Annotated in this window: 20 protein-coding genes; 8 read left to right on the top strand and 12 right to left on the bottom strand. The window is 73.0% G+C overall.

Features of this window, described 5'->3' with window-relative positions; genetic code table 11:
• Window positions 1–122: 122 nt before the first annotated feature.
• Window positions 123–2,189, bottom strand: a complete 2,067-nt coding sequence (locus tag HT134_RS23050) for a DNA gyrase/topoisomerase IV subunit B (protein ID WP_175602510.1) — start codon at window positions 2,187–2,189, stop codon at window positions 123–125.
• Window positions 2,190–2,469: 280 nt separating this feature from the next.
• Here HT134_RS23050 and HT134_RS23055 point away from each other — a divergent pair, with 280 nt between their 5' ends.
• Window positions 2,470–2,700: a DUF7455 domain-containing protein gene (locus HT134_RS23055; RefSeq protein WP_175602511.1), complete on the top strand. Its 231-nt coding sequence runs from the start codon at window positions 2,470–2,472 to the stop codon at window positions 2,698–2,700.
• Between the two features lie 178 nt (window positions 2,701–2,878).
• Here the strand turns inward: HT134_RS23055 and HT134_RS23060 are convergent, their stop codons facing one another.
• A complete protein-coding gene (locus HT134_RS23060; RefSeq protein WP_175602512.1) occupies window positions 2,879–3,580 on the bottom strand; it encodes a GNAT family N-acetyltransferase in 702 nt (233 codons plus the stop codon).
• A 149-nt stretch (window positions 3,581–3,729) separates the two neighbouring features.
• On the opposite strand from HT134_RS23060, the gene HT134_RS23065 reads away from it, so the two are divergent.
• The gene (locus tag HT134_RS23065) at window positions 3,730–4,482 is read left to right on the top strand and encodes a YaaA family protein (RefSeq protein WP_175602513.1); all 753 of its coding nucleotides are present in this window, start codon (window positions 3,730–3,732) and stop codon (window positions 4,480–4,482) included.
• 71 nt (window positions 4,483–4,553) lie between these two features.
• Here HT134_RS23065 and HT134_RS23070 read toward each other — a convergent pair whose 3' ends face one another.
• The 3 genes from HT134_RS23070 to HT134_RS23080 form a co-directional block, all read right to left on the bottom strand.
• Window positions 4,554–6,236 (bottom strand): RNA polymerase sigma factor, encoded by a 1,683-nt coding sequence (locus HT134_RS23070; RefSeq protein ID WP_175602514.1) that lies wholly within the window; start codon window positions 6,234–6,236, stop codon window positions 4,554–4,556.
• A gap of 242 nt (window positions 6,237–6,478) precedes the next feature.
• Entirely contained in the window at window positions 6,479–8,572 is a 2,094-nt protein-coding gene (locus tag HT134_RS23075) for a SpoIIE family protein phosphatase (RefSeq protein ID WP_175602515.1), read from the bottom strand.
• 194 nt (window positions 8,573–8,766) lie between these two features.
• Window positions 8,767–9,348, bottom strand: a complete 582-nt coding sequence (locus HT134_RS23080; protein WP_175602516.1) for an HhH-GPD-type base excision DNA repair protein — start codon at window positions 9,346–9,348, stop codon at window positions 8,767–8,769.
• Window positions 9,349–9,502: 154 nt separating this feature from the next.
• On the opposite strand from HT134_RS23080, the gene HT134_RS23085 reads away from it, so the two are divergent.
• The 6 genes from HT134_RS23085 to HT134_RS23110 all read left to right on the top strand — a co-directional run bounded on the left by HT134_RS23085 (window position 9,503) and on the right by HT134_RS23110 (window position 14,468).
• Window positions 9,503–9,727 (top strand): hypothetical protein, encoded by a 225-nt coding sequence (locus HT134_RS23085; protein WP_175602517.1) that lies wholly within the window; start codon window positions 9,503–9,505, stop codon window positions 9,725–9,727.
• Between the two features lie 121 nt (window positions 9,728–9,848).
• A complete protein-coding gene (locus tag HT134_RS23090) occupies window positions 9,849–11,372 on the top strand; it encodes an amino acid adenylation domain-containing protein (protein ID WP_175602694.1) in 1,524 nt (507 codons plus the stop codon).
• An 11-nt stretch (window positions 11,373–11,383) separates the two neighbouring features.
• Window positions 11,384–12,157, top strand: a complete 774-nt coding sequence (locus HT134_RS23095; RefSeq protein ID WP_175602518.1) for a thioesterase family protein — start codon at window positions 11,384–11,386, stop codon at window positions 12,155–12,157.
• Between the two features lie 18 nt (window positions 12,158–12,175).
• Entirely contained in the window at window positions 12,176–12,931 is a 756-nt protein-coding gene (locus HT134_RS23100) for a LamB/YcsF family protein (RefSeq protein WP_175602519.1), read from the top strand.
• Window positions 12,928–13,548 (top strand): 5-oxoprolinase subunit B family protein, encoded by a 621-nt coding sequence (locus tag HT134_RS23105; RefSeq protein ID WP_175602520.1) that lies wholly within the window; start codon window positions 12,928–12,930, stop codon window positions 13,546–13,548. The genes HT134_RS23100 and HT134_RS23105 overlap by 4 nt, the downstream gene beginning before the upstream one ends.
• Window positions 13,545–14,468: a 5-oxoprolinase subunit C family protein gene (locus HT134_RS23110; protein ID WP_175602521.1), complete on the top strand. Its 924-nt coding sequence runs from the start codon at window positions 13,545–13,547 to the stop codon at window positions 14,466–14,468. Before HT134_RS23105 ends, HT134_RS23110 begins: the two co-directional genes overlap by 4 nt.
• A 117-nt stretch (window positions 14,469–14,585) precedes the next feature.
• On the opposite strand, the gene HT134_RS23115 is transcribed toward HT134_RS23110, so the two are convergent.
• From HT134_RS23115 to HT134_RS23145, 7 genes are all read right to left on the bottom strand, one after another.
• Entirely contained in the window at window positions 14,586–15,416 is an 831-nt protein-coding gene (locus HT134_RS23115) for a PhzF family protein (RefSeq protein ID WP_175602522.1), read from the bottom strand.
• Window positions 15,417–15,447: 31 nt separating this feature from the next.
• Window positions 15,448–16,575, bottom strand: coding sequence for a winged helix DNA-binding domain-containing protein (locus HT134_RS23120; RefSeq protein ID WP_175602523.1), 1,128 nt, complete (start codon window positions 16,573–16,575; stop codon window positions 15,448–15,450).
• 83 nt (window positions 16,576–16,658) lie between these two features.
• Window positions 16,659–18,371, bottom strand: a complete 1,713-nt coding sequence (locus HT134_RS23125; RefSeq protein WP_175602524.1) for an ABC transporter family substrate-binding protein — start codon at window positions 18,369–18,371, stop codon at window positions 16,659–16,661.
• Window positions 18,368–20,551, bottom strand: a complete 2,184-nt coding sequence (locus HT134_RS23130; protein ID WP_175602525.1) for a dipeptide ABC transporter ATP-binding protein — start codon at window positions 20,549–20,551, stop codon at window positions 18,368–18,370. The genes HT134_RS23125 and HT134_RS23130 overlap by 4 nt, the downstream gene beginning before the upstream one ends.
• 22 nt (window positions 20,552–20,573) lie before the next feature.
• A complete protein-coding gene (locus HT134_RS23135) occupies window positions 20,574–21,494 on the bottom strand; it encodes an ABC transporter permease (RefSeq protein WP_175602526.1) in 921 nt (306 codons plus the stop codon).
• A complete protein-coding gene (locus HT134_RS23140; RefSeq protein WP_175602527.1) occupies window positions 21,491–22,474 on the bottom strand; it encodes an ABC transporter permease in 984 nt (327 codons plus the stop codon). The genes HT134_RS23135 and HT134_RS23140 overlap by 4 nt, the downstream gene beginning before the upstream one ends.
• A 91-nt stretch (window positions 22,475–22,565) precedes the next feature.
• A complete protein-coding gene (locus HT134_RS23145; protein WP_175602528.1) occupies window positions 22,566–24,914 on the bottom strand; it encodes an AAA family ATPase in 2,349 nt (782 codons plus the stop codon).
• Window positions 24,915–24,947 lie beyond the last annotated feature (33 nt).

Below are 24,947 nucleotides of genomic sequence, written 5' to 3' on the forward strand. Positions count from 1 at the left end.
GCCCTGGAGGGGCCGCCCGGAGGCCAGGCAGCGGTGAGGCGGCGGTCAGGCATGGACGGCCCGGGGAAGGGCCGTCCGAGAGCCGGTCAGGCGCGTACGGCCCCCGGGAATCCGGAAACCGGTCAGGCGTCGATGTGGTCGCGGTCGACCTCGGCCGCGCTGTTGACGATGAACTCGCGGCGCGGCGCCACGTCGCTGCCCATGAGGAGGCTGAAGATGCTCTCCGCCCCCTCGGCGTCCTCGATGCGGACGCGGCGCAGGATGCGGTGGCGCGGGTCCATCGTGGTCTCCGCCAGTTGGTCGGCGTCCATCTCGCCGAGTCCCTTGTAGCGCTGCACCGGGTCCTTCCAGCGCTTGCCGCGCCGCTCCAGGTCGCGCAGCACCTTGTGCAGCTCGGCGTCGGAGTAGCAGTAGATGTACTTCTCCTTGCCCCGCCCCGGGTTGGTGAGCTCGATGCGGTGCAGCGGCGGGACGGCGGCGAACACGCGGCCGGCCTCGACCATGGGCCGCATGTAGCGGTGGAACAGCGTCAGGAGCAGGCACCGGATGTGGGCGCCGTCGACGTCGGCGTCGGCCATGAGGATGACCTTGCCGTAGCGAGCCGCCTCGATGTCGAACGAGCGACCCGACCCGGCGCCGACGACCTGGATGATGGCGGCGCACTCGGCGTTCTTGAGCATGTCGCTCATCGACGCCTTCTGGACGTTGAGGATCTTGCCGCGGATCGGCAGCAGCGCCTGGAACTCCGAGTCGCGGGCCAGCTTGGCGGTGCCCAGCGCCGAGTCTCCCTCGACGATGAACAGCTCGCTGCGGTCGACGTCGTCGCTGCGGCAGTCGACGAGCTTGGCGGGCAGCGCGGAGTTCTCCAGGGCGCTCTTGCGGCGCTGGTTGTCGCGGTGCTCGCGGGCGGCGATGCGGGCCTTGGCGGCGGCGACGATCTTCTCCAGCACGGCGCGCAGGGGCTGCTTGAAGCCGCGCGGCGGGTTGGCGAACAGCTCCTTCAGGTCGCGCGAGACCACGTGGGAGACGATGCGGGTGGCCGCCGAGGTGCCGAGGACCTCCTTGGTCTGGCCCTCGAACTGCGGCTCCGGCACGCGGACGGTGACGACGGCCGTCAGGCCCTCGAGGATGTCCTCCTTGGTGACCGGGTCGTCGCCGTTCTTCAGCAGGCGGGTCTCGCGCAGCAGCTCGTTGATCGTACGGACGAGGCCGCGCTCGAAACCGGTGATGTGGGTGCCGCCCTTGGGGGTGGCGATCACGTTGACGAACGAGCGGACGGTCGACTCGTAGCCCCGGCCCCAGCGCACGGCCACGTCGACGGTCAGCTCGCGCTGGACCTCGGTGGGCGTCATGTGGCCCTGGTCGTCGAGCACCGGGACGGTCTCGTGGAAGTGGCCGACGCCCTGCAGGCGCAGCACGTCGCAGACGGCCTCGTCGCGGGCCAGGAACTCGGTGAACTCGGAGATGCCGCCGTCGAAGCGGAACTCCTCCACCACCTGCTCCTCGTGGCGGCTGTCGATCACCACGAGCGTGAGGCCGGGCACCAGGAAGGCGGTCTGGCGGAGCCGGACGTGGATCTCGTCGAGCGAGACCTCGGCGTCGGGCAGGAAGATCTGCTTGTCGGCCCAGAAACGGACGCGGGTGCCGGTGACGTCGCGGTCGAGCTTGCCGCCGTCGCGCAGCCCCGACTTCTTGCGGAACTTGGCGGTCGGCCCGTCGCCGTCGAACACGCCGGGCACGCCGCGCCGGAAGCTGATCTCGTGGACCCGCCCGTCGCGGTCGACCTGGACATCGAGGCGGGACGACAGCGCGTTGACCACGGAGGCGCCCACGCCGTGCAGGCCGCCGGAGGCGGCGTAGGAGCCGCCGCCGAACTTGCCGCCCGCGTGGAGCTTGGTGTAGACGAGCTCCACGCCGGCCAGGCCGCTCTTGGGCTCGACGTCGACCGGGATGCCGCGGCCGTCGTCGCGGACCTCGATGGAGCCGTCGGCGTACAGCTCGACCTCGATGCGCGAGCAGTGGCCGCCCAGCGCCTCGTCGACGCCGTTGTCCACGATCTCCCAGAGGCAATGCATGAGTCCGCGGCTGTCGGTGGACCCGATGTACATGCCCGGACGCTTGCGGACCGCTTCGAGCCCCTCAAGCACCGAGAGGTGACGAGCCGTGTAGCCGGCCTCCACTAGCGTCACTCCAGCTCCTCCGGGTTAGTCATCGAACACCAGTATCGAACACCAGTGCGCAGCCTACCGTCCTTCGCCTGCGTAGGCGTACTTACGCACATGCGCGCGTACAAGCTTGCCATGCGGTCATGTTTGGCGTTACCAACGGGCTGATCGTCATTACTTTGGGACACATTCCGCTCTGGGCGTAGCGACGCGACGGTTGGGAACGTCCAGGTCCGGTTAGATGTTGTTCCAAGTGACTGACGCCAGATCCTCGCTTCGGCGGGGGTGACCCGAAAGGCGATACGTGACTGGAGCTCTCGCCCCCGTTAAGCCGCTGACGGCCCTCGACCGCTGCGACCGTTGCGGTGCCCAGGCCTACATTCGCGCAACCCTGCCTGTGGGTGGGGAGCTGCTGTTCTGCGCCCACCACGGGCGTCAGCACATCGCGGCGCTGCGCGAGAAGGGTGCCGACATCCTGGACGAGTCGGCACGGCTCAGCGAAACCCCAACCATTGCCCGCGACGACGAGCGCTGACCCAGCGTCTCGCCGTGACGAGATAATTACATAACGCACAGACGCGAGACGGCGGCCCCGGCACCACCGGGGCCGCCGTCTCGCGTTCGTCGCGACTTGTCCCTCATCGCCCCTCACCGACGTCCCGGAGCGGGTTTCCGGGGCGATGAGGTGCCCGTGGCCCGGAGCCGGGCCCGGGTCAGCGGACGCGGTAGTGGTAGCCGCCGAGCAGCGGCTCGAAGCCCTCGCTCGCGTACAGGGCCTGCGCGGCCTCGTTCGCCCGGGTGACGACCAGGTACGCCGACGGCAGGCCGCCCCGCCTCAGCATGGCGCGCAGGACACTGCGGGCCAGCCCGCGGCGGCGCGCTCCCGGCAGCGTGGCCATGCAGTAGACCCCCAGCGTGTCCCCCTGCGGCACGGCCCGGCCCACCGCGAGCGGCACGCCGTCCTCCTCGACCGCCGCGTACCAGGCCGGGACACCCGTGAAGATCCGCTCGGCCGCCCTCCGCCCACCGTCGTAGCGGCCGTCCACCGCCCACCAGGCGTCCCCCCACGCCGGCCAGGGGCTCCGCTCGACCCGCACGGGACGCTCGGGCTCGCGCGCCTCCCCGGACCACGACATGACCAGCGTGGGGTCCACCAGCTCGTAGCCCCGTCGCTCCAGCTCGGCGTCGAGCCCGGGCATCGCGCCGGGGCCCACCGAGAACGCGGTGCGCGTCCCCCGCTCCGCGTAGAACGCCTCGGCGGCGGCGATCGCGGCGTCCAGGTCGGCGGGCGCACGCAGGGCGAGCACCGAGTTGGCGCGCTTCGTCACTCCGCCGGCGTAACGCAGGACCCAGCCGTCGTGCTCCCGCGACTCGTACGCGGGCCAGGCTTCGTGGACAAGTCTGTCGAATTCCATCCAGCGCAGGGTATCCGTCCGGGTGCGGGAGGCGGTTCGGGGCGTCCGAAGGGGACGGCCCGGTGACGCCGGTCGGCGGCATCCCGGGCCCGAGAGGAAGCCGGGACACGCGGAAGCACCGCCTAGCTGGCCTTATAGGCTGGGGCACCGTGCTGATCCTGTTGCCGCCGTCCGAGAGCAAGGCGTCCGCGAGCAAGGCGTCCGAGAGCGGCGGGCCGCCGGTGGGCGAGCTGTCCTTCCCCGCCCTCGACAAGCCGCGCAAGCGCGTGCTCACCGCGCTCAAGCGCGCCTCCAAGCGCCGCGACGCCCTCGACGTCCTCGGCCTGACCCCCGGGCTGGCGGGCGAGACCGCCAAGAACCTGGCGATCGGCACGGCTCCCACGCTCCCCGCCGCCGAGCTCTACACCGGGGTCCTGTACGACAACCTGGGCCTGGCCACCCTGGACGCCGAGGCGAGGCGGAGGGCCGAGGAGTCGGTGCTGATCTTCTCGGGCCTGTGGGGCGTCCTGCGGATCGCCGACCGCGTCCCGCCCTACCGGCTGTCCATGGGGGTCAACCTGCCTCCCCTGGGCGGCCTGGCGGCCTTCTGGCGGCCTCTGGTGACCCGCCAGCTCGATCCCCTGCCCGGACTCGTCGTGGACCTCCGCTCGGCCACGTACGCGGCCGCCTGGCAGCCCGGGGACCGCTCCGTGGCGGTCCGGGTGTTCAAGGGCGGCAAGGTCGTCAGCCACATGGCCAAGGCGACCCGCGGCGAGATCGCCCGCGCGCTGCTCGTCTCCGGCGCCGACCCGGCGACGCCCGGCGAGCTGGCCAAGACCCTCGACTCCCTGGGCCACACCGTGGAGCTGACCGAGCCGGCCCGCCCCACCCGCCCCTGGACCCTGGACGTCCGCCTGCCCTGAGAGGCGCGCCGGCCCCCGGAGAACCGCGAAAGCCCCGCACCGGGGATCGGTGCGGGGCCTTCGTCGGCGTGCTAGTCCAGGTAGTCGCGCAGCACCTGGGAGCGGGACGGGTGACGGAGCTTGGACATGGTCTTCGACTCGATCTGCCGGATGCGCTCACGCGTCACCCCGTAGACCTTGCCGATCTCGTCCAGCGTCTTCGGCTGGCCGTCGGTGAGACCGAACCGCATGGACACGACGCCCGCCTCGCGCTCCGACAACGTGTCGAGAACGGAGTGCAGCTGCTCCTGCAGCAGCGTGAAGCTGACGGCGTCGGCCGGGACGATGGCCTCGGAGTCCTCGATGAGGTCGCCGAACTCGCTGTCGCCCTCCTCGCCCAGCGGCGTGTGGAGGGAGATCGGCTCGCGGCCGTACTTCTGGACCTCGACCACCTTCTCGGGGGTCATGTCCAGCTCGCGGGCCAGCTCCTCCGGCGTGGGCTCGCGGCCGAGGTCCTGCAGCATCTGCCGCTGGACGCGGGCCAGCTTGTTGATCACTTCGACCATGTGGACCGGGATGCGGATGGTCCGCGCCTGGTCGGCCATGGCACGCGTGATCGCCTGCCGGATCCACCACGTGGCGTAGGTGGAGAACTTGTAGCCCTTGGTGTAGTCGAACTTCTCCACCGCGCGGATCAGACCGAGGTTGCCCTCCTGGATCAGGTCCAGGAAGAGCATGCCGCGGCCGGTGTAGCGCTTGGCCAGCGAGACCACCAGACGGAGGTTGGCCTCCAGCAGGTGGTTCTTGGCCCGGCGGCCGTCCTCGGCGATCCACTCCAGCTCGGCGCGGACGTCGACCGGCAGGCCGTCGGCCTCGCCGCTGCCCAGCTGCTCCTCGGCGAACAGGCCCGCCTCGATGCGCTTGGCCAGCTCGACCTCCTGCTCGGCGTTGAGCAGGGGGACCTTGCCGATCTGCTTGAGGTAGTCCTTGACCGGGTCGGCGGTGGCGCCGGCGGCCGCGACCTGCGCGACAGGGGCGTCATCGTCGTCGTCGGAGAGGATGAGGACCTCGTCCTCGCTCTTCTGCGCGGCGGCCGCGGCCGCGTCGGCGGCCTTCGGCTCGTCGTCGGTGTCCTCGTCGGGCTCCGGCTCGGCATCGCCCTCGGCGACGATGTCGTCGTCCTCGACCACGATGTCCTCGAGGTCGTCGAGCTCCACGTCGCCGTCGAGCTCGATGTCCTCGTCGTCGTCGACGCCCTCCGGAGCGGTGGGCTTGGTGGGTGCAGGCCCGGCGCTGTCAGCCGCGACCTTCTTGGCGGCGGCCGGGGCCGCCTTCTTGGCCGCCGCGGGGGCGGCCTTCTTGGCGGGACCCGGCTTGGCCGGTGCCGCCGGCTTGGCGGCGGCCGGCTTCCGCGGTGCGGCGGGCTCGGCGGTTTCGGCTGCTCCCACGACCGCGGTCACGGTCTCGGGCTGCTGCTCCTTGGCGGCCGCCGCGGTCTTGGTCTTGACGGGGGCGGCGGTGCGGCGCTTTGCTGGTCCCCGAGACTTCTTCGGCGCAGCCGAATCCGCGGCGGTCACCACCACGGTCACGCCCTCTTTGCTGAGGTTCCGCAAGAACGCGGCGGCGTGCGACATGGGGATGTCCGCCTCCTCGAAGGCCTGGCGAACATCCTCGGACTCGAGGAAACCCTGCGAGCGCCCACGCTCGAGCAGTCGCTGAATGACGGGCTCGTTCAGCTCTTGTGGCTTCGAGCGAGTCGAACTTGCAGGCGACACGAACACCTCTCGAACGAACGCGTGGCGACAATGGACCCAGATGCCCGCTGGGGGGCTGTTGCCTCTCTCGGAGATCGGTGAGGCCGTGCGGACCGCGACGGACCTGCCCAGCATTGTGGCACGACCTCGCACTCCATACGGCCACCTCCCGGCGGTTGACCTCCACCCTAGGCCGACCAAGGCAGTAGTGCGTACGTAAGCGCGCCACTGATACCCGAAAGCAACCCTTATGACTGTTTCATTCAGTCACTCTTCGTGGCGGGCGGCACGTGGATGGCCAGGGCGGTAACGTCATCATCCTGTTCATATCCCGACAACATCCGGTCAACCAGGAAGTCCAGCAGCATGTGCGGACTTCTCACGACCTCAGGCGGCGCTTCGGTCACAACACTGCAAATCTCTGCGAGTCCGGCGTCGAGACCTCGCTTGCGGTTCTCCACCAGACCGTCCGAGTACAGCACCGCGGTGTGACCCGGCGGCACCACGAACCGGAACTGCCGGCGGCTCGTCGGCCAGCCCAGCGGCGTGCCGGGCTGGGCGTCGCAGAGCATCGCGGTGCCCTGCGGCGAGACCAGCACGGGCGGCGGGTGGCCCGCGAGCGCGAGCGTGCCCTCGCCGGTGACGGGCTCGACCACCATGTACGCCAGGGTCGTGACCTGCTCCTCCTCCTCCGTGGCGTCGAAGACCCGGTCGAGACCGGTCAGCACGGCCGCGGGCGGCGGGTTGGTCAGCGCCAGCGCCCGCATGGCGTTGCGGATGCGGCCCATGCCCGCGGCGGCCTTGACGCCCTTGCCCATGACGTCGCCGACGACCGCCGCGACACGCCCGTCCTGCAGCACGAACGCGTCGTACCAGTCGCCGCCGACCTGCACGTGGCGGCTGCCCGAGCGGAAGCGCTGGGCCAGCTCCAGCCCCTTGACCACCGGCAGGCGGTCGGGCAGGAGGCTGCGCTGGAGCGTCTCGGCGGTCTTGTGCTCGCGCTCGAACAGCGTCGCCCGCTCGACCGCGAGCGCGCACTGCCCGGCCAGCGCCTCCAGGAAGACGCCGTCCTCCTGGGAGATCTTCTGCGGCCTGGTGAACGAGAAGCGCAGCGCGCCGAGGGCCCGGCCGGCCGCCAGCAGCGGCAGGCCCACCCAGGCGCGCTCGTCGCTGTGGGTGAGGTAGTTGGCGAGCACCTGCTCGTCGCCGCCGGCCTCCAGCAGCTGCGTGCGCAGGCTGTCGGGAGACTCGGCGAACACCGGCCGCCGGCTGTTGACGGCCATGGTCAGCACGCTGGTGTGGGAGAGCGGGATCTCCTCGCCGGAGGTGCCGGCCGCCTCGGGGACGCCCTCGCCGTTGATCAGCTTGAGCGCGGCCCGGTCGGTGTCGAGCAGCGCGACGGCCGAGCGGTCGGCCGCCAGGGCCGTGCGGCCGACGTCGATGATGACCTGGACGACCTGCTCCACGGTGAGCGCCTCGGCCAGTATGGCGGTGGCGCCCTGGAGCCGGGCGGTGCGCAGCGCGGCGGCGCCGAGCTGGTCGGTCAGCCTGCCCCGCATCTCCTCGGCCTCGCGCTGCGGCGTGACGTCGGTGTTGGCGCCGACCCACTCGACCACGCGGCCGTGCCGGATGATGGGCACCGCGCGCACCTCGAAGTGGCGGTAGCCGCTGGCCCGGGTGCGCACGCGGTAGTTCCACTCGAACATCGTGCGGCCGCGCAGCGCCTCCTTCCAGGCCTCCTCGGTCTGCCGGCGCTCCTCGGGGTGGACGACCTCCAGCCAGCCGTGGGCGAGGTACTCCTCCAGGCCCTGGCCGGTGATGGCGCGCCACTGCGGCGCGTCCTCGACGACCGTGCCGGTGGGCGAGGTGATCCAGACGAGCTGCGACTGCGCCTCGACCAGTGACCGGTAACGTTCCTCGCTGCGGCGCAGGTCCTCCTCGGTCTGGCGGCTCTCGGTCACGTCGAGCCCGATCAGCGCGACGGCCCGCAGCTCGCCCGCGTCGTCGTGGATCGGCGAGAACGACAGCGACCAGTGCCGGTGCTCGCCCTCGGGGGTGCGCACGCGCACCCGGCTCTCGGTCACCGGCGCGTCGGTCTCGATGACGCCCTGCACGGCGTGCGTGATGAGCTGGCTGAGGTCGGCGGCCAGGGCCTCGACGGGAACCCGCCCGACGAGGCGCTCGGCGGGCACGCCGACGACGTCGGTGAACAGGTCGTTGACCCGCTGGACCCGGCCGTCGGGGTCGAAGAAGGCGAAGGCGTAGCGCGCCTCCGCCAGCAGGCCCCCGAAGAGGGCGGAGTCTGAGATGTCCACATCCGACTCCCGGGGACGGGGAACGGAGGTCTCGGCGCTCATGCTCGGCACCTCCGTCGCGTGCCAGGGTCTCCCACGCGGCACATCTCCATAACTGTGTATCGGCGTAGCGCAGCTCCGTGCGACCGGATCCTGCTGTACATCATCGGCGATGGGCATGCGCGGACGGAAGCCCCGCAGGCCATACGGTCAACGCATCCTGTCAAAATCGCTCCACGTTACGCAGCAAGATCAGGCTACTTGGCCCGCGCCGCCCGCTTGGCCTCCTGTTTGGCCTCTTGCTTGGCGGCCCGCACGCGGCCCAGCGTGTCGGCGTCGACCACATCCGCCACCGACCGGAACGATCCCTCCTCGCCGTACGGTCCCGCCGCCTCGCGCCACCCGGGCGGCCGGACCCCCAGTTGCTTGCCGAGCAGTGCCAAAAATATCTGGGCTTTCTGCTTGCCGTAACCGGGAAGCGCCTGCAATCGCTTGAGCAGCTCTTTGCCGTCGGCCGCCTCGGCCCAGATCCTCTCGGGGTCGCCACCGTACTGCTCGACGAGATAGGCCGCCAGGCTCTGGACGCGCGCCGCCATCGAGGAGGGATAGCGGTGGACCGCCGGTTTCTCCGCCAGCAGGGCGGCGAACTCCTCGGGGTCGCGGGAGGCGATCTCCTCGGCCGTGAGGTCGCCTCCGAGCCGCTCGGCGATGGTGTACGGGCCCGTGAACGCCCACTCCATCGGGATCTGCTGGTCGAGCAGCATGCCGATGAGGAGGGCGAGCGGACTGCGGCCGAGCAGGTCGTCGGCCTCCGTCCGCTGGGCGAGCTGGATGCGCATGGGAACAGCTTCGCATGAAAGCGCTTGCGGGGATGCGAACACAACCGTAGTGGAGGCTTGACACAGGGCCGAGAAAAGGTGGAATGAGAGCGCAAGTCGCCCTGAGTCCATTCCTGGGGGTTTGCCCCCGGGCATCCAGAGGAATCTCACACCTATGCTCGCTCTGGCCACACGCTTCCTCCGGGAGCCGGTCAGTCTTCGGCTGGCCGAGGAGTTCCTGACAGTGCCCGTGGACACCATCGACCGTTGTGTGGCCGACGTGTGCGCGTGCGCCCAGCACCTTGGCATCACGGCGACTCCCGAGATCGTGGAGCGCGTCGCGCGGGAGCATCTGCTCGCGATCGTGAACTCCGCCCCGCCGCCGCGGAGTCCCCGATAACATCGGGGTCACGGCCGCGTTCTACGCACCGTTTCCGCCTGGAATGCGAGAGAGTGAGGGCGTGCGCCGACACCGACGAGATCCCCGGGAGAGCACCCCCCCAGACGACGTCTTCAAGGAGATGGTGCAGGCGGCCCGCGAGCTGCTGGCCGTGCGCAGCCCGCTCGACGCGGAGCTGATGGTCTCCGACATGATAGGCGCCTGGTGGGGCCGGCGGGTCCGGGGCGGCGACGTCGAGCAGGTGCTCGGTGAGGGGCTGGTCGACTACGCCGCCAAGGCGGGCACTCCGGCGTCGCTGACGCTGCTCATCTGCCTGGCCTACCTCGGCACGGCCCGCCAGGGCGCCAAGGCCGAGGGCGCGGCGCTGGCGATGATGGAGTCGGGCGTGGCCCGGCCCGGCTGGGCCGACCGGGTCGGCGCGGTCAAGCCCACCGGCTGCTACGTCTCGCGCGACGCGTACGGCGACCAGGACACGGTGATCTGCACGTTCGCCTACCGGTACGGCGACGGCGGGCCGGGGCGCGGCGACGCGCCGGCGGCGGTCCCGGGCGGCCAGGAGCGGCACGCGCTGGTCATGGTGGTCGACCACAACATGTCCGGCATGGCGCGTGACGCCTGGGTCTCCTCCCAGGTGGACAAGCTGCTGGAGGAGGCCCGCGCGGAGGCCGCGGGCAACCCGATGCTGGTGTTCGGCGAGATCGAGCCGCAGCAGGCCAGGGCGCTGCTGGAGTCGGCGATGAAGGCCACGAGCGAGCCGAAGACCCCGCCGCCCGTCAGCGACAGCTACAGCGCCTACCACGCCTTCGCCAGGGCCCGCCTGAAGGCGCTGCCGCCGGGCCGCAAGCGCCCGGCGCCGCTGCACATCGAGGCGCCCTACAGCCGGGAGCGGCGGGCCATGCTGGCCGCCGAGTTCCTCGCCTCCGACGCGGCCGAGCACCTGTCGGACCCGTCGGCGGCCTCGCGCTGCGCCGACCACATCATCGAGTACGGCTGCGAGCAGGACTTCAGCCGGCCGCTGCGCGTGAGCCCGACCAAGTGCGAGACGTTCCTGCTCGACTGGCTGCCGCGCAAGGTGATGCTGAGCACGGCCGAGCAGGAGGCGATGCCGCACGTGCTGGCGGCGTGGGTGCGCTTCGCGGCGCGCCGCTCGGGCCTGCCTGAGCAGGGCCTGAAGGCCACGCTGGACGCCGTGTGGGAGGCGATCGGCAAGTTCCCGGAGGCGTACCGCGACCCGACCTCGTTCGGGCTGGACCGGCCGCTGCTGGAGCGGCTGCTGCCCGACGGCGACCTGTCGGCGCTGGCGCGGCGGGCGTTCGCGTTCCCGTTCCTGCAGGGCTTCCACAACGGGATCGAGCTGGACCGGCTCAACCCGGCGGACGAGGCCGACCGGCGGGCGCTGCTGGAGATCGACCACGTCGGGGCGATGGACGAGGAGCACCTGGCCTGGCACGAGGAGATCGCCACCCGGCTGTGGGAGGGCGACCCGCCGCAGCTCTGGGAGGCGGCGCAGCGGCTGCTGGACCTCGGGCACGACCGCCACGACGTGCTGCACGTGCTCATCGAGATCGCCGAGCGGATCGGCGGCGACCCCGACGAGCTGGCCGCCGCCCTCGACGACATCGCCGACATCCCCGACGAGTTCTAGAATTTCGTTCTATGGCGATGTACGAGGCCCTCGGCGCGGGCCGCTATCGGGCGTCCGAGTACACCCAGGGCCCCTGGGACCCCGGCGCGCAGCACATGGGCCCCGTCACCGCGCTGATCGCGCACGAGCTGGCCGCCACCGCCCCGCGTCCGGGACTGGAGCTGTCGCGCCTGGTCGTGGACGTCTTCGGGCCCGTGCCGGTGGGCGAGCTGGAGGTGCGCACCGACGTGGCGCGTGACGGCAAGCGCGTGCAGTGCCTGTCGGCGAGCGTGTCGTCGGGCGGGCGGGAGCACTGCCGGGCCACGGCCTGGCGGATCCGGGAGTCCGCCACGCCCGCCACACCGGCGCCGGGCCCGCCCGCGCCCGTGCCGCCGCCCTCCCCCGGCCGGCGCGACTCGTGGCTGAGCAGCGGCTTCGGGTACGGCCGCGCCATGGACTGGCGCTTCGTCACCGGCCACCCCCTGGAGGTCGGCCCCGCCACGGTGTGGGGGCGGCTGACGGTGCCGCTGGTCGAGGGCGAGGAGACCACGCCCCTGGAACGGCTGGCGGTCTTCGCCGACAGCGGCAACGGCGTCAGCCCGGCCGTGGACTTCGCCACCCACCTGTTCGTCAACGTGGACCTGACGATCTCCCTGTTCCGGGCGCCGGCCGGCGAGTGGATCTGCATGGACGCCGCCACCGTCGTCGGGCCGTCCGGCCGCGGCCTGACCCGCTCGACCCTGTACGACGAGTCGGGCGAGGTCGGCGCCGCGACTCAGACCCTCTTCGTCGCGCCGCGGCAGTGATGACGCCATGATGGGTCCATGGTGATCGACCTCAACGCCGACCTGGGCGAAGGCTTCGGGATCTGGACGCTCGGCGACGACCTCGCGCTGCTCGACGTCGTCACGAGCGCGAACGTGGCCTGCGGCTTCCACGCCGGCGACCCGGTCACGATCAGGCGCACCTGCGCGGCGGCCGTCGACCGCGGCGTCTCGATCGGGGCCCAGGTGTCCTACCGCGACCTCGCCCACTTCGGGCGCAGGGAGATGGACGTCGAGCCCGAGGAGCTGTGCGCCGAGGTGCTCTACCAGCTCGCGGCCGTCGACGGCATCGCGCGGGCCATGGGCGGGCGGGTCTCGTACGTCAAGCCCCACGGCGCGCTCTACAACCGGATCTGCCGCGACGCGGCGCAGGCCGAGGCGGTCGTGGACGCCGTGGCCGACTACGACCCGGCGCTGCCGATCCTCACGCTGCCCGGCTCGGCGGTCCACGCGGTCGCCGCCGCCGAGGGCGTCTCCACGGTGACGGAGGCGTTCGCCGACCGGGCGTACACGCCGGCGGGCGCGCTCGTGCCGCGCCGCGAGCCCGGCGCGGTCCTGCACGACGTGGAGGCGGTGTCGGCGCGGGCCGTCCGCATGGCCGTGGAGGGCGCGGTGACGGCCGTGGACGGCGGCACGGTGGAGGTGCGGGCCCGCTCGATCTGCGTCCACGGCGACACGCCCGACGCGGTGCGGCTGGCGCGGGCGGTGCGCGACGGGCTGCTGGAGGCCGGGGTCGTGCTCCAGGCGTTCGCGTGATCCGCGCGGCCGGCGAGCACGGGCTGGTCGTGGAGACCGGCGCCCTGGAGGTGTCGCACCGCCTGGACGCCCTGCTGCGGCACGACCGGCCGCGCGGGGTGGTGGAGATCGTGCCGGGGCCGGAGACGGTCCTGGTGGTCGCTCCCGGCGCGGACCCGGCGCGGCTGCGCGCCACCCTGGAACGGCTGACGGCGGAGGCGGAGAGCGCCGCCACCGGAGTCGCGGGGTCCGACGAGCCGGATCTCGTGCGGATCCCCGTGGTCTACGACGGGGAGGACCTCGACGCGGTGGCGGAGCTGGCCGGCCTCTCCCCCGAGGAGGTGGTCGCCCGGCACACGGGGCGCGACCTGGTGGTGGGCTGGCTGGGGTTCGCGCCGGGGTTCGCCTATCTCACCGGCCTGGACCCGGCCCTTCGCGTGCCCCGGCTCGGCACGCCGCGCACGTCCGTGCCCGCGGGCTCGGTGGCGGTCGCCGGGCCGTACTCCGCCGTCTATCCCAGCGCCTCGCCCGGCGGTTGGCGGCTGCTGGGCCGCACGTCGCTGCGGGTGTGGGACGTCACGGCCGACCCGCCCTCGCCGTTCCGGCCGGGCACCCGGGTGAGGTTCGAGCGCGCATGAGCGGGACGCCCGAGCCCGGGCCGTCGCGGGTGATCGAGGTGCTGGCGCCCGGCCCGTACGCCACCGTGCAGGACCTGGGCCGGCCGGGCCTGGCCCATCTGGGCGTGCCGGGCTCCGGGGCGGCCGACGCGGACGCCCTGCGGCTGGCCAACCGCCTCGTCGGCAACCCGGAGGGGCTGGCGGGGATCGAGCTGACGTTCGGCGGGGCGCGCCTGGCCTTCCGCGCGGGCGCCTGGGTCGCCGTCACGGGCGCGGGCTGCCCGCTCTCCGCCGTGCCGCTGACCGCGTCCGGCGGGGGCCGATGGCGCGCTCCGGCGGCTGGTGGGGGTGTGCCGTTCTGGGTGCCGGCGGGTACCGAGCTGCGGTTCGGGACGCCCGCCTGGGGGCTGCGCAGCTATCTGGCCGTGCGCGGCGGGGTGGCGGTGGAGCCGGTGCTCGGCAGCCGTTCGACCGACTCGCTGTCGGGGCTGGGCCCCGAGCCGCTGCGCGCGGGCACGCTGCTGCCCGTGGGGCCCCTGACGGGCCTGGAGCCGATCGTCGCGGACGTCGCGCCGCCGCGCGGCCCGCGGCCCGCCGTGCTGCGGGTGCTGCCGGGGCCGCGCGACGACTGGTTCGCGCCCGGGGCGCTGGCCGAGCTGTGCGCGGAGCCGTACACGGTGAGCCAGGACAGCAACCGCGTCGGGGTACGGCTCGGCGGCCGGGAGCTGGCGCGGGCGCGGGAGGGCGAGCTGCCCAGCGAGGGCATGGTCGCCGGGGCGCTCCAGGTGCCGCCGAGCGGGCAGCCGATCGTGTTCCTCGCCGACCACCCGCCGACGGGCGGGTACCCCGTCATCGCGGTGCTGGTGACGGCCGACCTGCCGGTGGCCGCCCAGCTCAGGCCGGGCGACCGGGTCCGGTTCACCACCCACCGCGTCGCCTGAGCCGCGCGGGGACGCCGCGAGGCCGCCCGGACGCTCGGAGCGGCCCCGACGCGGGCGCCCGCGACGGCGGCGCACACGGCCGCGGCAGACGCGGCCGGCGGAGCCGCCACGGGAGGCTCAGAGCTCGACGTGCCCGGAGACGCAGGGGACGACCGAGCCGCCCACCCAGATCGTGCCCTCGTCGTCGGCCGAGACATGGACCCGTCCCGCGCGGCCGAGCCGCGTGCCCTGGGCGGCCACGTACGGCGCCCGCGCCCGGCCGGTGCGCAGCAGCCACTGGGCCACCCCGGCGTTGAGGCTGCCCGTCACCGGATCCTCCACGGTGCCGCCGGCGAACGGGCAGAACGCACGCACCTCGAACGCCTGCGGCGCCCCCTCGGGGTACGGCCCCACCACGCCGATGAAGCAGTCGACGACGGCCGGCTCCACCGCGAGCACCGCGTCGGCGTCGCGCAGCAGCACCGCCACCCAGTGCGGGCCGTTGTCGGCCCACTCGATGTCGACGATCTCGCTCCGGTCGAGGCGCAGCAGGCCGGCCACGTGCTCGGCGAACGCCTCCTCCACGGGCCCCGACCTGACGAGCGGCGGCGCGGCGAAGGCCAGCCCGCCCTCGCTCTCCCGCACCTTCACCAGCCCGGCCCCGCACTCCTGCACGACCACGCCCGGCTGCTGCGGCTTGCCCCCGGCCGCGAGCCAGGCGTGGCAGGTGCCGAGCGTGGGGTGGCCGGCGAAGGGCAGCTCGGAGTCCGTGGTGAAGATCCGCACCTGGTAGTCGGCGGCCGGGTCCGTCGGCGGCAGGACGAACGTGGTCTCCGACAGGTTGGTCCAGTGGGCGAACCGCTGCATCTCCTCGGTGGTCAGCCCCTCGCCGTCGAGGACGACGGCCAGCGGGTTGCCGCGGTACGGAACGGACGTGAACACATCGACCTGGGTGAATGGACGCTGCATCCCGCAAGTGTCGCAGAACCCGGAGGTGTGCTCAGGTGTCGCCCTGGTCGGTGGTGTCCGCCGGGACGGCGGCCAGCAGCGACTCCACCCGCTCCACGGCCTCCCCCAGGGCTCTGTCCGGCACCGGCTCGAACAGCTCCACCACGGCCCGGCCGCCCTCGGGCCGCCAGACGCCCGCCACCCGCCCGCCGCGCAGCACGACCGGCGAGATCCAGCCCGCCTGGCGGCTGACCCTGGCCTTGACGCCGGCCGGGATCAGCGGCTCCAGGTCGCGGGGCGCGCCCAGGATGTACGGGTCGAAGCTCGGCAGCAGGCAGACCTCCTCCGACGGCCGGGTGGCGGCCAGCTCGTCGAGGTGCTCGGTGAGGGCGAGCAGCGTGCGGCCGTCGTCGGTCTCCACCTCGGTCAGCTCCGGCCCGAGGTCACGGAACCACGCCTTGAGCACCGCCTTGCGCGCCACCCCGCCGAACAGCCACTTGTCGAACATCTCCGGCGTCGCCGGCCCGTGCGCCCCGAGGAACGCCCGGGCCACCCGCACCCCCGCCTCCTCCTGCGGCGGCAGCGCGGCGGGCCAGCCCGGCAGCCAGCGGTGCGGGGCGGTGAAGGTGACCCGGCCCTCGCGCGGCGGCCCGTAGCACAGCTCGCCGAGGCGGCTGAGCGGCTTGAGCAGCGCGCCCCACCCGGAGGTGAGCGCCTGTCTCAGGTGGTCGTCGCCGGTCACCTCGACCACGGCGCCGACCAGCTCCTCGCGGGTCATCGGCCGCTCCCCCAGCGCCCGCGGCACGGCGTCGACGACGGCCTCGATCTCGGCGGCGGTGACGCCGTGCCCGCGCTGCCACGACGCCTTCTCCCAGAAGCGCAGCGTGCCGAGCGCCGCGCACAGGTCGGGCAGCGCGTCGGCGGGCACCAGGTGCAGGGTGCCGCGCATGACCCACGTCTTGGCCAGCGTGCGGGCCTCCCACAGCGCGCGGTCCGGGCCGCCCGGGTCGGGGCGGGCGCTCCTGACGGCCACCGCGAGGCGCGCCGACGAGGCGACCTGCGCCTGCACCCCGCACAGCCGCCGGGCGACCGCCACGGCGTCGGCGCCGTCGGGGCTGCTCACGAACTGCCGGCGCAGCCGCCAGGCGAGGATCTGGGACCAGGCGAGGGAAGTCGTCACGGCCCCGTTCTACCGGATGCCGCCGACAGTCCCTCGGCCCGGCCCCGACCGCCGGATCGGCCGAGGCGGGGGGACCGGCCGGATCAAGGGGTGAAGCCGATGTTCTCGTAGCGCAGGTCGTAGAAGCCGCGGGCGCCGACGTTGGCCAGGGACGACCGCACGGCGACGTTCTGCGGGCGCTGGTAGAGCGGCAGGACGTTGACCTCCTGCCAGATGAGCCGGTCGGCCTCGTTGGTCGCGGCCCGGGCCTTGGCCGGGTCGAGGCTCTGGCTCGCCTTGTTCATGGCGTCGTCGATGGCCGGCGACCCGGTGCGCCCGAAGTTGGCGTTCCACGTCTTGCCGTCCGGTGCGTTCGCGTAGATGCCGTAGCTGCTCGACACCGGGAACGGGGTGCCGATGTAGGCGAACGCCGTCAGGTCGAAGTTGCCGGGGATGACGTACTTGGTGAAGAAGTCGTCGCTCGGCACGGCCTGGATGGAGACCTGCACCCCGATCTGGCTCAGCATGCTCTGCACCAGCTCCGCCTCCGACTTGCTGACCTGCACGCCCGAGGGGACGACGAAGCGCAGCGCGAGCGGCCTGCCGTCCTTCTGCCGGACCGCCCCGGCGACCTTCCAGCCGGCCTGGTCGAGGAGCTGCTTGGCGCGCGCCGGGTCGTAGGCGCCGAGCGGGCCGGCGTTGTCCTGGTAGCCCTCCTGGGTGTTCATGAAGAAGTGGTTGTCGAGCGGCGTGATCGGCCAGTCGAGCCCCTGCAGGTCGGACTGGGCGATGGCCTGCCGGTTGACGCCGAGCTGGACGGCCTGGCGGACCCGCTGGTCGCGCAGCAGGTCGCTGGAGCCGTTGAAGGTGATGTGACGGAAGTCGGGGCCGGCCGCCTGGCGCACCTGGGCGTCGCGGGTGGTGCGGGCACGGGCGTAGTCGGGCGCGGACGGGCCGATGTCGGCGACGTCCAGCTCCCCGTTGCCGAACGCGCCGATCAGCGCGTCCTGCTCGGAGGCGCGGTAGACGATCTGGTCGAGCTTGGCGCGCTGCCCCCACCAGTGCTCGTCGCGGACGAGCGTGATGGTCTTGGCGGTCTGGTCGAAGCCCTTGAGCCGGAACGGGCCCGCGGTCACGGGGATGTTGTTCAGCCAGGCGTTGTTGAAGGCGTCGGGAGTGCGGTTGGCGGAGGCGGGCAGCAACGGGCCGAACAGCGACTGCCAGTCGCCGAACGGCCGGGCGAAGGTCACCACCACCTCGTGGTCGTCGCGGCCCCGTGCGACCTTCTGGATGTCCTGGTAGCCGGTGGCCGACACGATGCGGTAGCGCGGGTCCTTGCCGTTGAGCGCCTGCCACTGGGCCTCGTAGTCGGCCCACGTGATGGGCTTGCCGTCGGACCAGTGGGCCTTGGGGTTGAGCCGGTAGGTGACGACCTGCTTCGGCTCCCGTGAGGTGATCTTCGCGTCGAGGACGAAGTCGGGGTTGGGTCTGATCACCGCCTTCTCGTCGGACAGGAACGGCGCGGGCAGCAGCGCGTTGCTGATCACGGCGGCGACGGCGAGGTTGCCGTCGACGTGGTTGCGGTTCCACTGGGCGGGGAACTCGTTGACGCCCCAGCGCAGCGTGCCGCCGTCCTTGACCTTCTCGCGCGGCTGCGGGTTGATGTCGTACGCCTTGACGGCCTGGGCCGTCTCGTCGCCGGGACCGCCCCCCGCGCCCTGCCGCCCGCCGCAGCCGGTGAGCGCGGCCGGGACGGACAGGGCGACGGCCACGGCGACGGCCGTGCGGGCCGCGATCCGGGCTGCGTGTGCCTTCATCGGGAGTTCCTCCTGGGTTGGACGACGTCGAGCTTCTCCGCGTAATGGCAGGCCGCGCCCTGGTCGCCGGCGGGCTCGCCGACCGGCAGCACATCGGGCTCGGCCTCGACGCACAGGACGCGCTCGTCCTCGGTCAGCACCGTGCGGAACTTCGGGCACCTGGTGCGGAAGCGGCAGCCCGACGGCGGGTGCGCCGGGCTCGGGAGATCGCCCTCCAGGAGGATCCGCCTGCGCGAGCGCTCGCGGGCGGGGTCGGGCAGCGGGATGGCGGACAGCAGCGCCTGGGTGTACGGGTGTGCGGGGGCGTCGTAGACGGCGTCCACGGAGCCGATCTCGGCGATCCGGCCGAGGTACATGACGGCGACCCGGTCGGCGATGTGCCGGACCACGGCCAGGTCGTGCGCCACGAACAGGTACGACAGGCCGAGCCTGGCCTTCAGCGACGCGAGCAGGTTGATGACGCCGGCCTGGATGGACACGTCGAGCGCCGAGACCGGCTCGTCGAGCACGAGCAGCCGGGGCTCCAGCGCCAGGGCCCGGGCGATGCCGATGCGCTGCCGCTGGCCGCCCGAGAAGTCCTGCGGGTAGCGCTCGGCGTGCTCCGGCTCCAGGCCGACGAGCGTGAGCAGCTCGGCGACGCGCCGGCCGGTGTCGCCGAGCCCGTGGGTGCGCAGCGGCTCGGCCACGACGTCGTGGACGGTCATGCGCGGGTCGAGCGAGGCCAGCGGGTCCTGGAAGACGACCTGCATGTCGCGTCTGATCGCCATGCGCTCGGCGGGGCCGAGCCGGGCGGTGTCGTGGCCGAAGACGACGACGCGGCCGCGTTGCGGCCTGGCCAGCTCCAGGATCTCCAGCAGCGTCGTGGTCTTGCCGCAGCCCGACTCGCCGACCAGCCCGAGCGTCTCGCCCTCGCGGATCGCGAAGCTGACCCCGGCCACGGCGTGGACGGTGCCGACGCGGCGCTTGAAGACCGCGCCGCGCAGCAGCGGGTAGTCCTTGACCAGGCCCTCCACCCGCAGCACCGGCTCGCCTCTCGGGACGGCGGCCTCCTTCGCCTCCTCGGCCTCGCCGGCCTCCGCGGGAGCCCGGGGTCTCGTCCCGGCCTCCTCCGCCGCCGTCCCGGCCTCCTCCGCCGCTGTCCCGGTCTCCGACACGGCCGTCTCGGCCTGGGACGCCGCCTCGTCCTCCCAGCGGATGCAGGCGGCCAGGTGGCCGGGGCCGGTCTCGAACAGCGGCGGCTCGGCCTCGTCGCAGGCGCCGACGTGCAGCGGGCAGCGCGGCCCGAACGGGCAGCCCGGCGGCAGCGCCGCGGGCGAGGGAGGCGAGCCCTCGATGGGCTCCAGCCTCCGTTGAGCGCCCCGGTCCACCCGCGGGATCGAGCGCAGCAGCCCCACCGTGTACGGCATGCGGGGCCGGTAGTAGACGTCGTCCACGGTCCCCACCTCGACCGGCCTACCCGCGTACATGACGAGTACCCGGTCGGCGAGCCCGGCGACCACCCCCAGATCGTGGGTGATCATGATGATGGCGGCGCCCGTCTCGTCGCGCGCCTTCTTCAGCACCTCCAGCACCTGGGCCTGGATGGTGACGTCGAGCGCGGTCGTCGGCTCGTCGCAGATGACGAGGTCGGGGTCGTTGGCGATGGCCATCGCGATCATCGCGCGCTGCCGCATGCCGCCGGAGAACTCGTGGGGGAAGGCCAGCGCCCGCTCCGCCGGGTGCGGGATGCCGACCAGGTCGAGCAGGGACACGGCCTTGACCATGGCCTGCTCCTTGGTGACCCGCTGGTGGACCCGCACGGCCTCGGCGATCTGGTCGCCGACCCGGTAGACGGGGGTGAGGGCGGACAGCGGGTCCTGGAAGACCATGGACATGGCCCGGCCGCGCAGCGCGTTCAGCTCCTTGTCGCGGGCGCCGACCAGCTCCCTGCCGTGCAGCCGCACCGAGCCGGACACGCGGGCCGACGACGGCAGCAGGCCCATGATCGCCGACGCGGTGACCGACTTGCCGGAGCCGGACTCGCCGACGACGCCGAGCACCTCGCCCGGCCGTACCTCGAAGGACACGCCGCGCACGGCCGGCACGTCGCCGAAGCAGACGCCGAGATCGCGGACGTCGAGCACGGGCGCCGACGCCGAGGTGGGCGCCGGGGCGGTCTCGGGCGTGGTGGCGGGCGTCATCGCCGCCTCGTGGTGATGGGTGTCATCGCGGCCTCGTGGACGTCGGGTCGAACGCGTCGCGCAGGGCGTCGCCGACGAGGTTGACGGCCAGCACGGTGACGACGAGGAGCCCGGCGACGAACCAGAACGTCCACGGCGCGTACACGGCCGTCTTGGAGCCGTCGGCGATCAGCGTGCCGAACGACACGTCGGGCGGCTGGATGCCGAAACCGAAGTAGGACAGGGAGGTCTCGGTGAGGATGGCGGCGCTGACGTTGAGCGTGGCGTCCACGATGAGCAGCGACGACAGGTTGGGCAGCACGTGCCGGAAGATGATCGTCACCGGGCGGACGCCCATGAACCGGGCGGCCTGGATGAACTCGCGCCGCTTCAGCGAGACCGTCATGCTGCGGACGATCTTGGAGGTGACCATCCACAGGAACAGCGACAGCATGAGCACGAACAGCGCCCACGTCCCCTCGCCGAACACCGGCGACATGATCGCCAGGATGAGGAACGCGGGCAGCACCAGCAGCAGGTCGGTCAGCCAGGTCAGGGTCCGGTCGGCCCAGCCGGGGAAGTACCCGGCGAAGGCGCCGACGAGCGCGGCCAGCGCGGTCGAGACCAGGGCCGCGAGCAGCCCCACGATCAGCGACTTCTGCATGCCGCGCAGCGTCACGGCGTAGACGTCGGCGCCGGTCTGCAGGGTGCCGAACCAGTGGCTCGCCGAGGGCGGCTGGAGGAACGCGGTGAAGTCGCGGTCGGTGTACGACCACGGGCTGAGCAGCGGCCCGGCGAAGGCCAGCAGGAACATCACCACGAGCACCGCGAGCCCGGCCGCCCCCTGCCGCGAGCGCAGGAACCGCCGGACGACCACCCGGCCGCGGGACGGCGCCCGGCGCGGCCCCCGCCCGGGGACGCCGGGTGTCAGCTCCTCGGCCACCTCCTCCTCGGGGAGCGTCATCCCGCCCTCACCCGCGGGTCGAGCGCGGCGTGCAGCAGGTCGGAGGCCAGCGAGGCGCACAGCACCGCCACGGCCGCGAGGAGCGCGATGGCCGCCACGGTGTTGACGTCGTTGGTGAAGATCGAGTTGATGAGCTGCTCGCCGAGCCCGTGCCAGCCGAAGATCTTCTCGGTGAACGTGGCGCCGGTCAGCAGCGCCCCGAACGTGAACGCGAAGTACGTCATGACCGGCACCAGCGCGGTGCGCAGCGCGTGCCGGGTGAGCGCCGCGCGCCGGCTCAGGCCCTTGGCCCGCGCGGTGCGGACGAAGTCGGCGCCGAGCACGTCCAGCATCATGTTGCGCTGGTAGCGGCTGAAGACCGCCACCAGCGCGAGCGACAGCGAGACGGTCGGCAGGACGAGGTGCTGGATCCGGTCGAGCACGCTGCCCCAGAAGCCGGTGTCGAGACCGCCGGTGTACTCGCCGCTGACCAGGAAGACCTGGGTGCCCAGCCGGTCGTTGACCCAGGTGGCGAACAGGATGAGCATGTTGGCCAGCACGACCACGGGCACCGCGAGCACCGCGAAGGACAGGCCCGTCGACACGCGGTCGAACCACCCGTACTGGCGGACCGCGGCCAGCGCGCCGAGCAGCACCCCGCCGACGCTGCCCACGATCATGCCGAGCAGCACCAGCCGGAAGGTGACCCCGGCGCGCCGGGCGATGTCGTCGTTGACCGGCGAGCCGGTCACGTTCTTGCCGAGGTCGCCGTGCAGCACCCCGCCGGCCCAGACGGCGTAGCGCTCCAGCAGCGGGACCCGGTCGTTCAGGTTGAGCGCGGTGAGCTGGGCGTCGATGACCGCCGGCGGCGGCTTCGGCGTGCGGTCGGCGTAGTTGGAGCGCGGGTCGAGGGCCGTGGCGGCCAGCATGTACGCCAGACTGGCGGCGACGGCGACGAGCACGACGTAGTTGAGCAGCCTGCGGGCCAGGAACCCCGCCATGCTCCCCCCTCCCGCGCACGATGCGTAGTCATATTGCTACACCATGCGACGGGCCGTGGGCCAGGACGCGCGGGGCCCGCGCTCCCGGGGTTTACCGGCCTGAGATCTCGTCGACGGCGGTGCGCACGTCCTCGCTGATGATGGTGGTCAGCTCGGCCGAGGTGGCCGAGCCGCCCTGCGAGGCCAGCGCGGCCAGCCGCACGTCGCGGCGCATGGCCGCGCGCTCGAACAGCGACCGGGCGAAGCGGCCGTTGCCGAGCCCGTCGATCAGCCGCTCCTCGCACACCCAGGTGAAGACCTCGTCCAGGTCGCGCAGCGCCGCCTCGTCGAAACGGTCGCCGGACTTGTCGGCCAGCAGCACCGCGATCTCCGACAGCTCGGCCGGGGTGTAGCTGGGGAAGGCGACGCGCTGGTTGAAGCGGCTGGCCAGGCCGGGGTTGGTAGCCAGGAAGGCGTCCATCTCGCGCTCGTAGCCGGCCAGCACGACGACGAGCCGGTCGCGGTCGTCCTCGGCCCGTTTGAGCAGGGTCTGCACGGCCTCGGCGCCGAACGCGTCGCCGCCCGCGTAGCCGGGGTTGACCAGGCTGTAGGCCTCGTCGATGAACAGCACGCCGCCGAGCGCCCGGTCGACCAGCTCGTTCGTCTTGATCGCGGTCGCGCCGAGGTGCTGGCCGACGAGGTCGGCGCGCTGCGCCTCCACCACGTCGGGCCGGGCGAGCAGGCCGAGCGCGGCGAACACCCGGCCGACGACCCGGGCCACCGTGGTCTTGCCGGTGCCGGGCGGGCCGACGAACACGAAGTGGCGGGTCTGCGGCGGCGTGGGCAGGCCCCGCTCCTGCCGCATGCGCGCCACCTGGAGCTGCGCGGCGATGGCGTGGACCTGCCGCTTGACCGGGGCCAGCCCGGCCATCCGGTCGAGGTCGGCCAGCGCCTCCTCCAGCGTGGGGGTGGCCTCGTGGCCGCGGAAGCGCGCGGTCAGCTCGTTGAACGCCTTGGTCACGTCGGGCGTGGTCGTGGTGACGAGGTCCTCGGTGGAGGGGGTGCCGCCCGCGCCCACCACCCGCACGTCGCGGGCCTGCGCGGCGGCCTCGACCAGGCTGCGGGCGAAGCGGGCGTTGCCCAGCTCGTCCACCAGCCCCCGCCGGTGGACGTCCTCGAACAGGCCGAGCAGGGCCGCCCTGGTCTCGCCGGACATCGTGTCGCCGCGGCGCCGCTGGAGCAGCTCGGTGATCTCGGCCAGCTCGGCCGGCGAGTAGCCGGGGAAGCGCACGCGGGTGGCGAACCGGCTGGCCAGGCCGGGGTTGGAGGCCAGGAAGCCGGCCATCTCCTGCTCGTAGCCGGCCAGGATGATGATCAGCCGGTCGCGGTCGTCCTCGGCCCGCTTGAGCAGGGTCTGCACGGCCTCGGCGCCGAACCGGTCGGGCTGCCCGTCGGCGGAGTTGACCAGGCTGTACGCCTCGTCGATGAACAGCACGCCGCCGAGGGCGCGGTCGACCAGCTCGTTGGTCTTGATGGCGGTCGCGCCCAGGAACTCGCCGACCAGGTCGGCCCGCTGCGCCTCCACCACGTACGGGGTGTCGAGCAGGCCGAACGCGTAGAAGATCTTCGCGAGGGTGCGCGCCACGCTGGTCTTGCCGGTGCCCGGCGGCCCGGAGAAGACGAAGTGCCGGGTCGGCCGGCCGGCCGTGTAGCCGGCCTCGGCGCGCAGCCGGGACGCCTCGATCGAGGCCGCGATGGAGCGCACCTGCTCCTTGACCGGGGCCAGGCCGATCATGCTCTCCAGCTCGCCCAGCGCCTCCTCGACCGAGATGCTCGGCGGCGCCGCCCCCCGCTCGTGCTGCTGCGCCGGGCCGCCCTCGCGCACCCGTACACGCAACTGCTCCTGCTCCTGGCCGGCCAGCTCGGCCCGGGCGCGGCGGGCCAGCACGAAGCGGTAGAGCAGCACCGCGGCGGCCACGCCGTACGCGACCCAGACGGCGGTGGCGTCGGAGACCAGGGACAGCGCGGCGGCGAGCAAGCCCGCGGGCAGCAGCGCCAGCAGGGCGGTCAGCCACGGCGGCACCCAGCGGATCAGGTGGGCGACGCCCGCCACCGGCACGGCCAGCGCGAGCAGGAGCGTCGGGGCGGGCGAGCCGACCGGGAACAGCATGACGAACACCGGCATCAGCACCACCCAGGCGGCCACGACCACGGCGGTGGCCGCGGCGCGCGGGAAGCGCAGGGTCAGCGCGGCGAAGGCGAGCAGGGTCAGGGTGACGAGGAACGTCCGGGCGAGGTCCCACCCGAGGGCCGCGCCGAGGCCGACGGACCCGATCAGCGCCGAGGCGTACATCACCCGGCGTACGGCCGGGGGCAGATGGAAATAGCGCAGGCGCACCCGCTCGAACAGATCCCGCGCCGCGACCCGCCCCGCGGCCTGGGCCCTGCCGGACTCACGCATCACGCCTCCCCGGTCCGCCCCCGGTTATACCGC

Source organism: Nonomuraea rhodomycinica (genome assembly GCF_013363995.1).
In the GTDB taxonomy this organism is placed as follows: Bacteria; Actinomycetota; Actinomycetes; order Streptosporangiales; family Streptosporangiaceae; genus Nonomuraea; species Nonomuraea rhodomycinica.

Excerpts from the sequence above, each read along its gene's own strand:
- HT134_RS23060 (WP_175602512.1), bottom strand. The coding sequence starts at position 3,580 with ATGGAATTCGACAGACTTGTCCACGAAGCCTGGCCCGCGTACGAGTCG.
- HT134_RS23075 (WP_175602515.1), bottom strand. The coding sequence starts at position 8,572 with ATGAGCGCCGAGACCTCCGTTCCCCGTCCCCGGGAGTCGGATGTGGAC.
- HT134_RS23080 (WP_175602516.1), bottom strand. The coding sequence starts at position 9,348 with ATGCGCATCCAGCTCGCCCAGCGGACGGAGGCCGACGACCTGCTCGGC.
- HT134_RS23085 (WP_175602517.1), top strand. The coding sequence starts at position 9,503 with ATGCTCGCTCTGGCCACACGCTTCCTCCGGGAGCCGGTCAGTCTTCGG.
- HT134_RS23090 (WP_175602694.1), top strand. The coding sequence starts at position 9,849 with ATGGTGCAGGCGGCCCGCGAGCTGCTGGCCGTGCGCAGCCCGCTCGAC.
- HT134_RS23095 (WP_175602518.1), top strand. The coding sequence starts at position 11,384 with ATGGCGATGTACGAGGCCCTCGGCGCGGGCCGCTATCGGGCGTCCGAG.
- HT134_RS23100 (WP_175602519.1), top strand. The coding sequence starts at position 12,176 with ATGGTGATCGACCTCAACGCCGACCTGGGCGAAGGCTTCGGGATCTGG.
- HT134_RS23110 (WP_175602521.1), top strand. The coding sequence starts at position 13,545 with ATGAGCGGGACGCCCGAGCCCGGGCCGTCGCGGGTGATCGAGGTGCTG.
- HT134_RS23115 (WP_175602522.1), bottom strand. The coding sequence starts at position 15,416 with ATGCAGCGTCCATTCACCCAGGTCGATGTGTTCACGTCCGTTCCGTAC.
- HT134_RS23125 (WP_175602524.1), bottom strand. The coding sequence starts at position 18,371 with ATGAAGGCACACGCAGCCCGGATCGCGGCCCGCACGGCCGTCGCCGTG.
- HT134_RS23130 (WP_175602525.1), bottom strand. The coding sequence starts at position 20,551 with ATGACGCCCGCCACCACGCCCGAGACCGCCCCGGCGCCCACCTCGGCG.
- HT134_RS23135 (WP_175602526.1), bottom strand. The coding sequence starts at position 21,494 with ATGACGCTCCCCGAGGAGGAGGTGGCCGAGGAGCTGACACCCGGCGTC.
- HT134_RS23140 (WP_175602527.1), bottom strand. The coding sequence starts at position 22,474 with ATGGCGGGGTTCCTGGCCCGCAGGCTGCTCAACTACGTCGTGCTCGTC.
- HT134_RS23145 (WP_175602528.1), bottom strand. The coding sequence starts at position 24,914 with ATGCGTGAGTCCGGCAGGGCCCAGGCCGCGGGGCGGGTCGCGGCGCGG.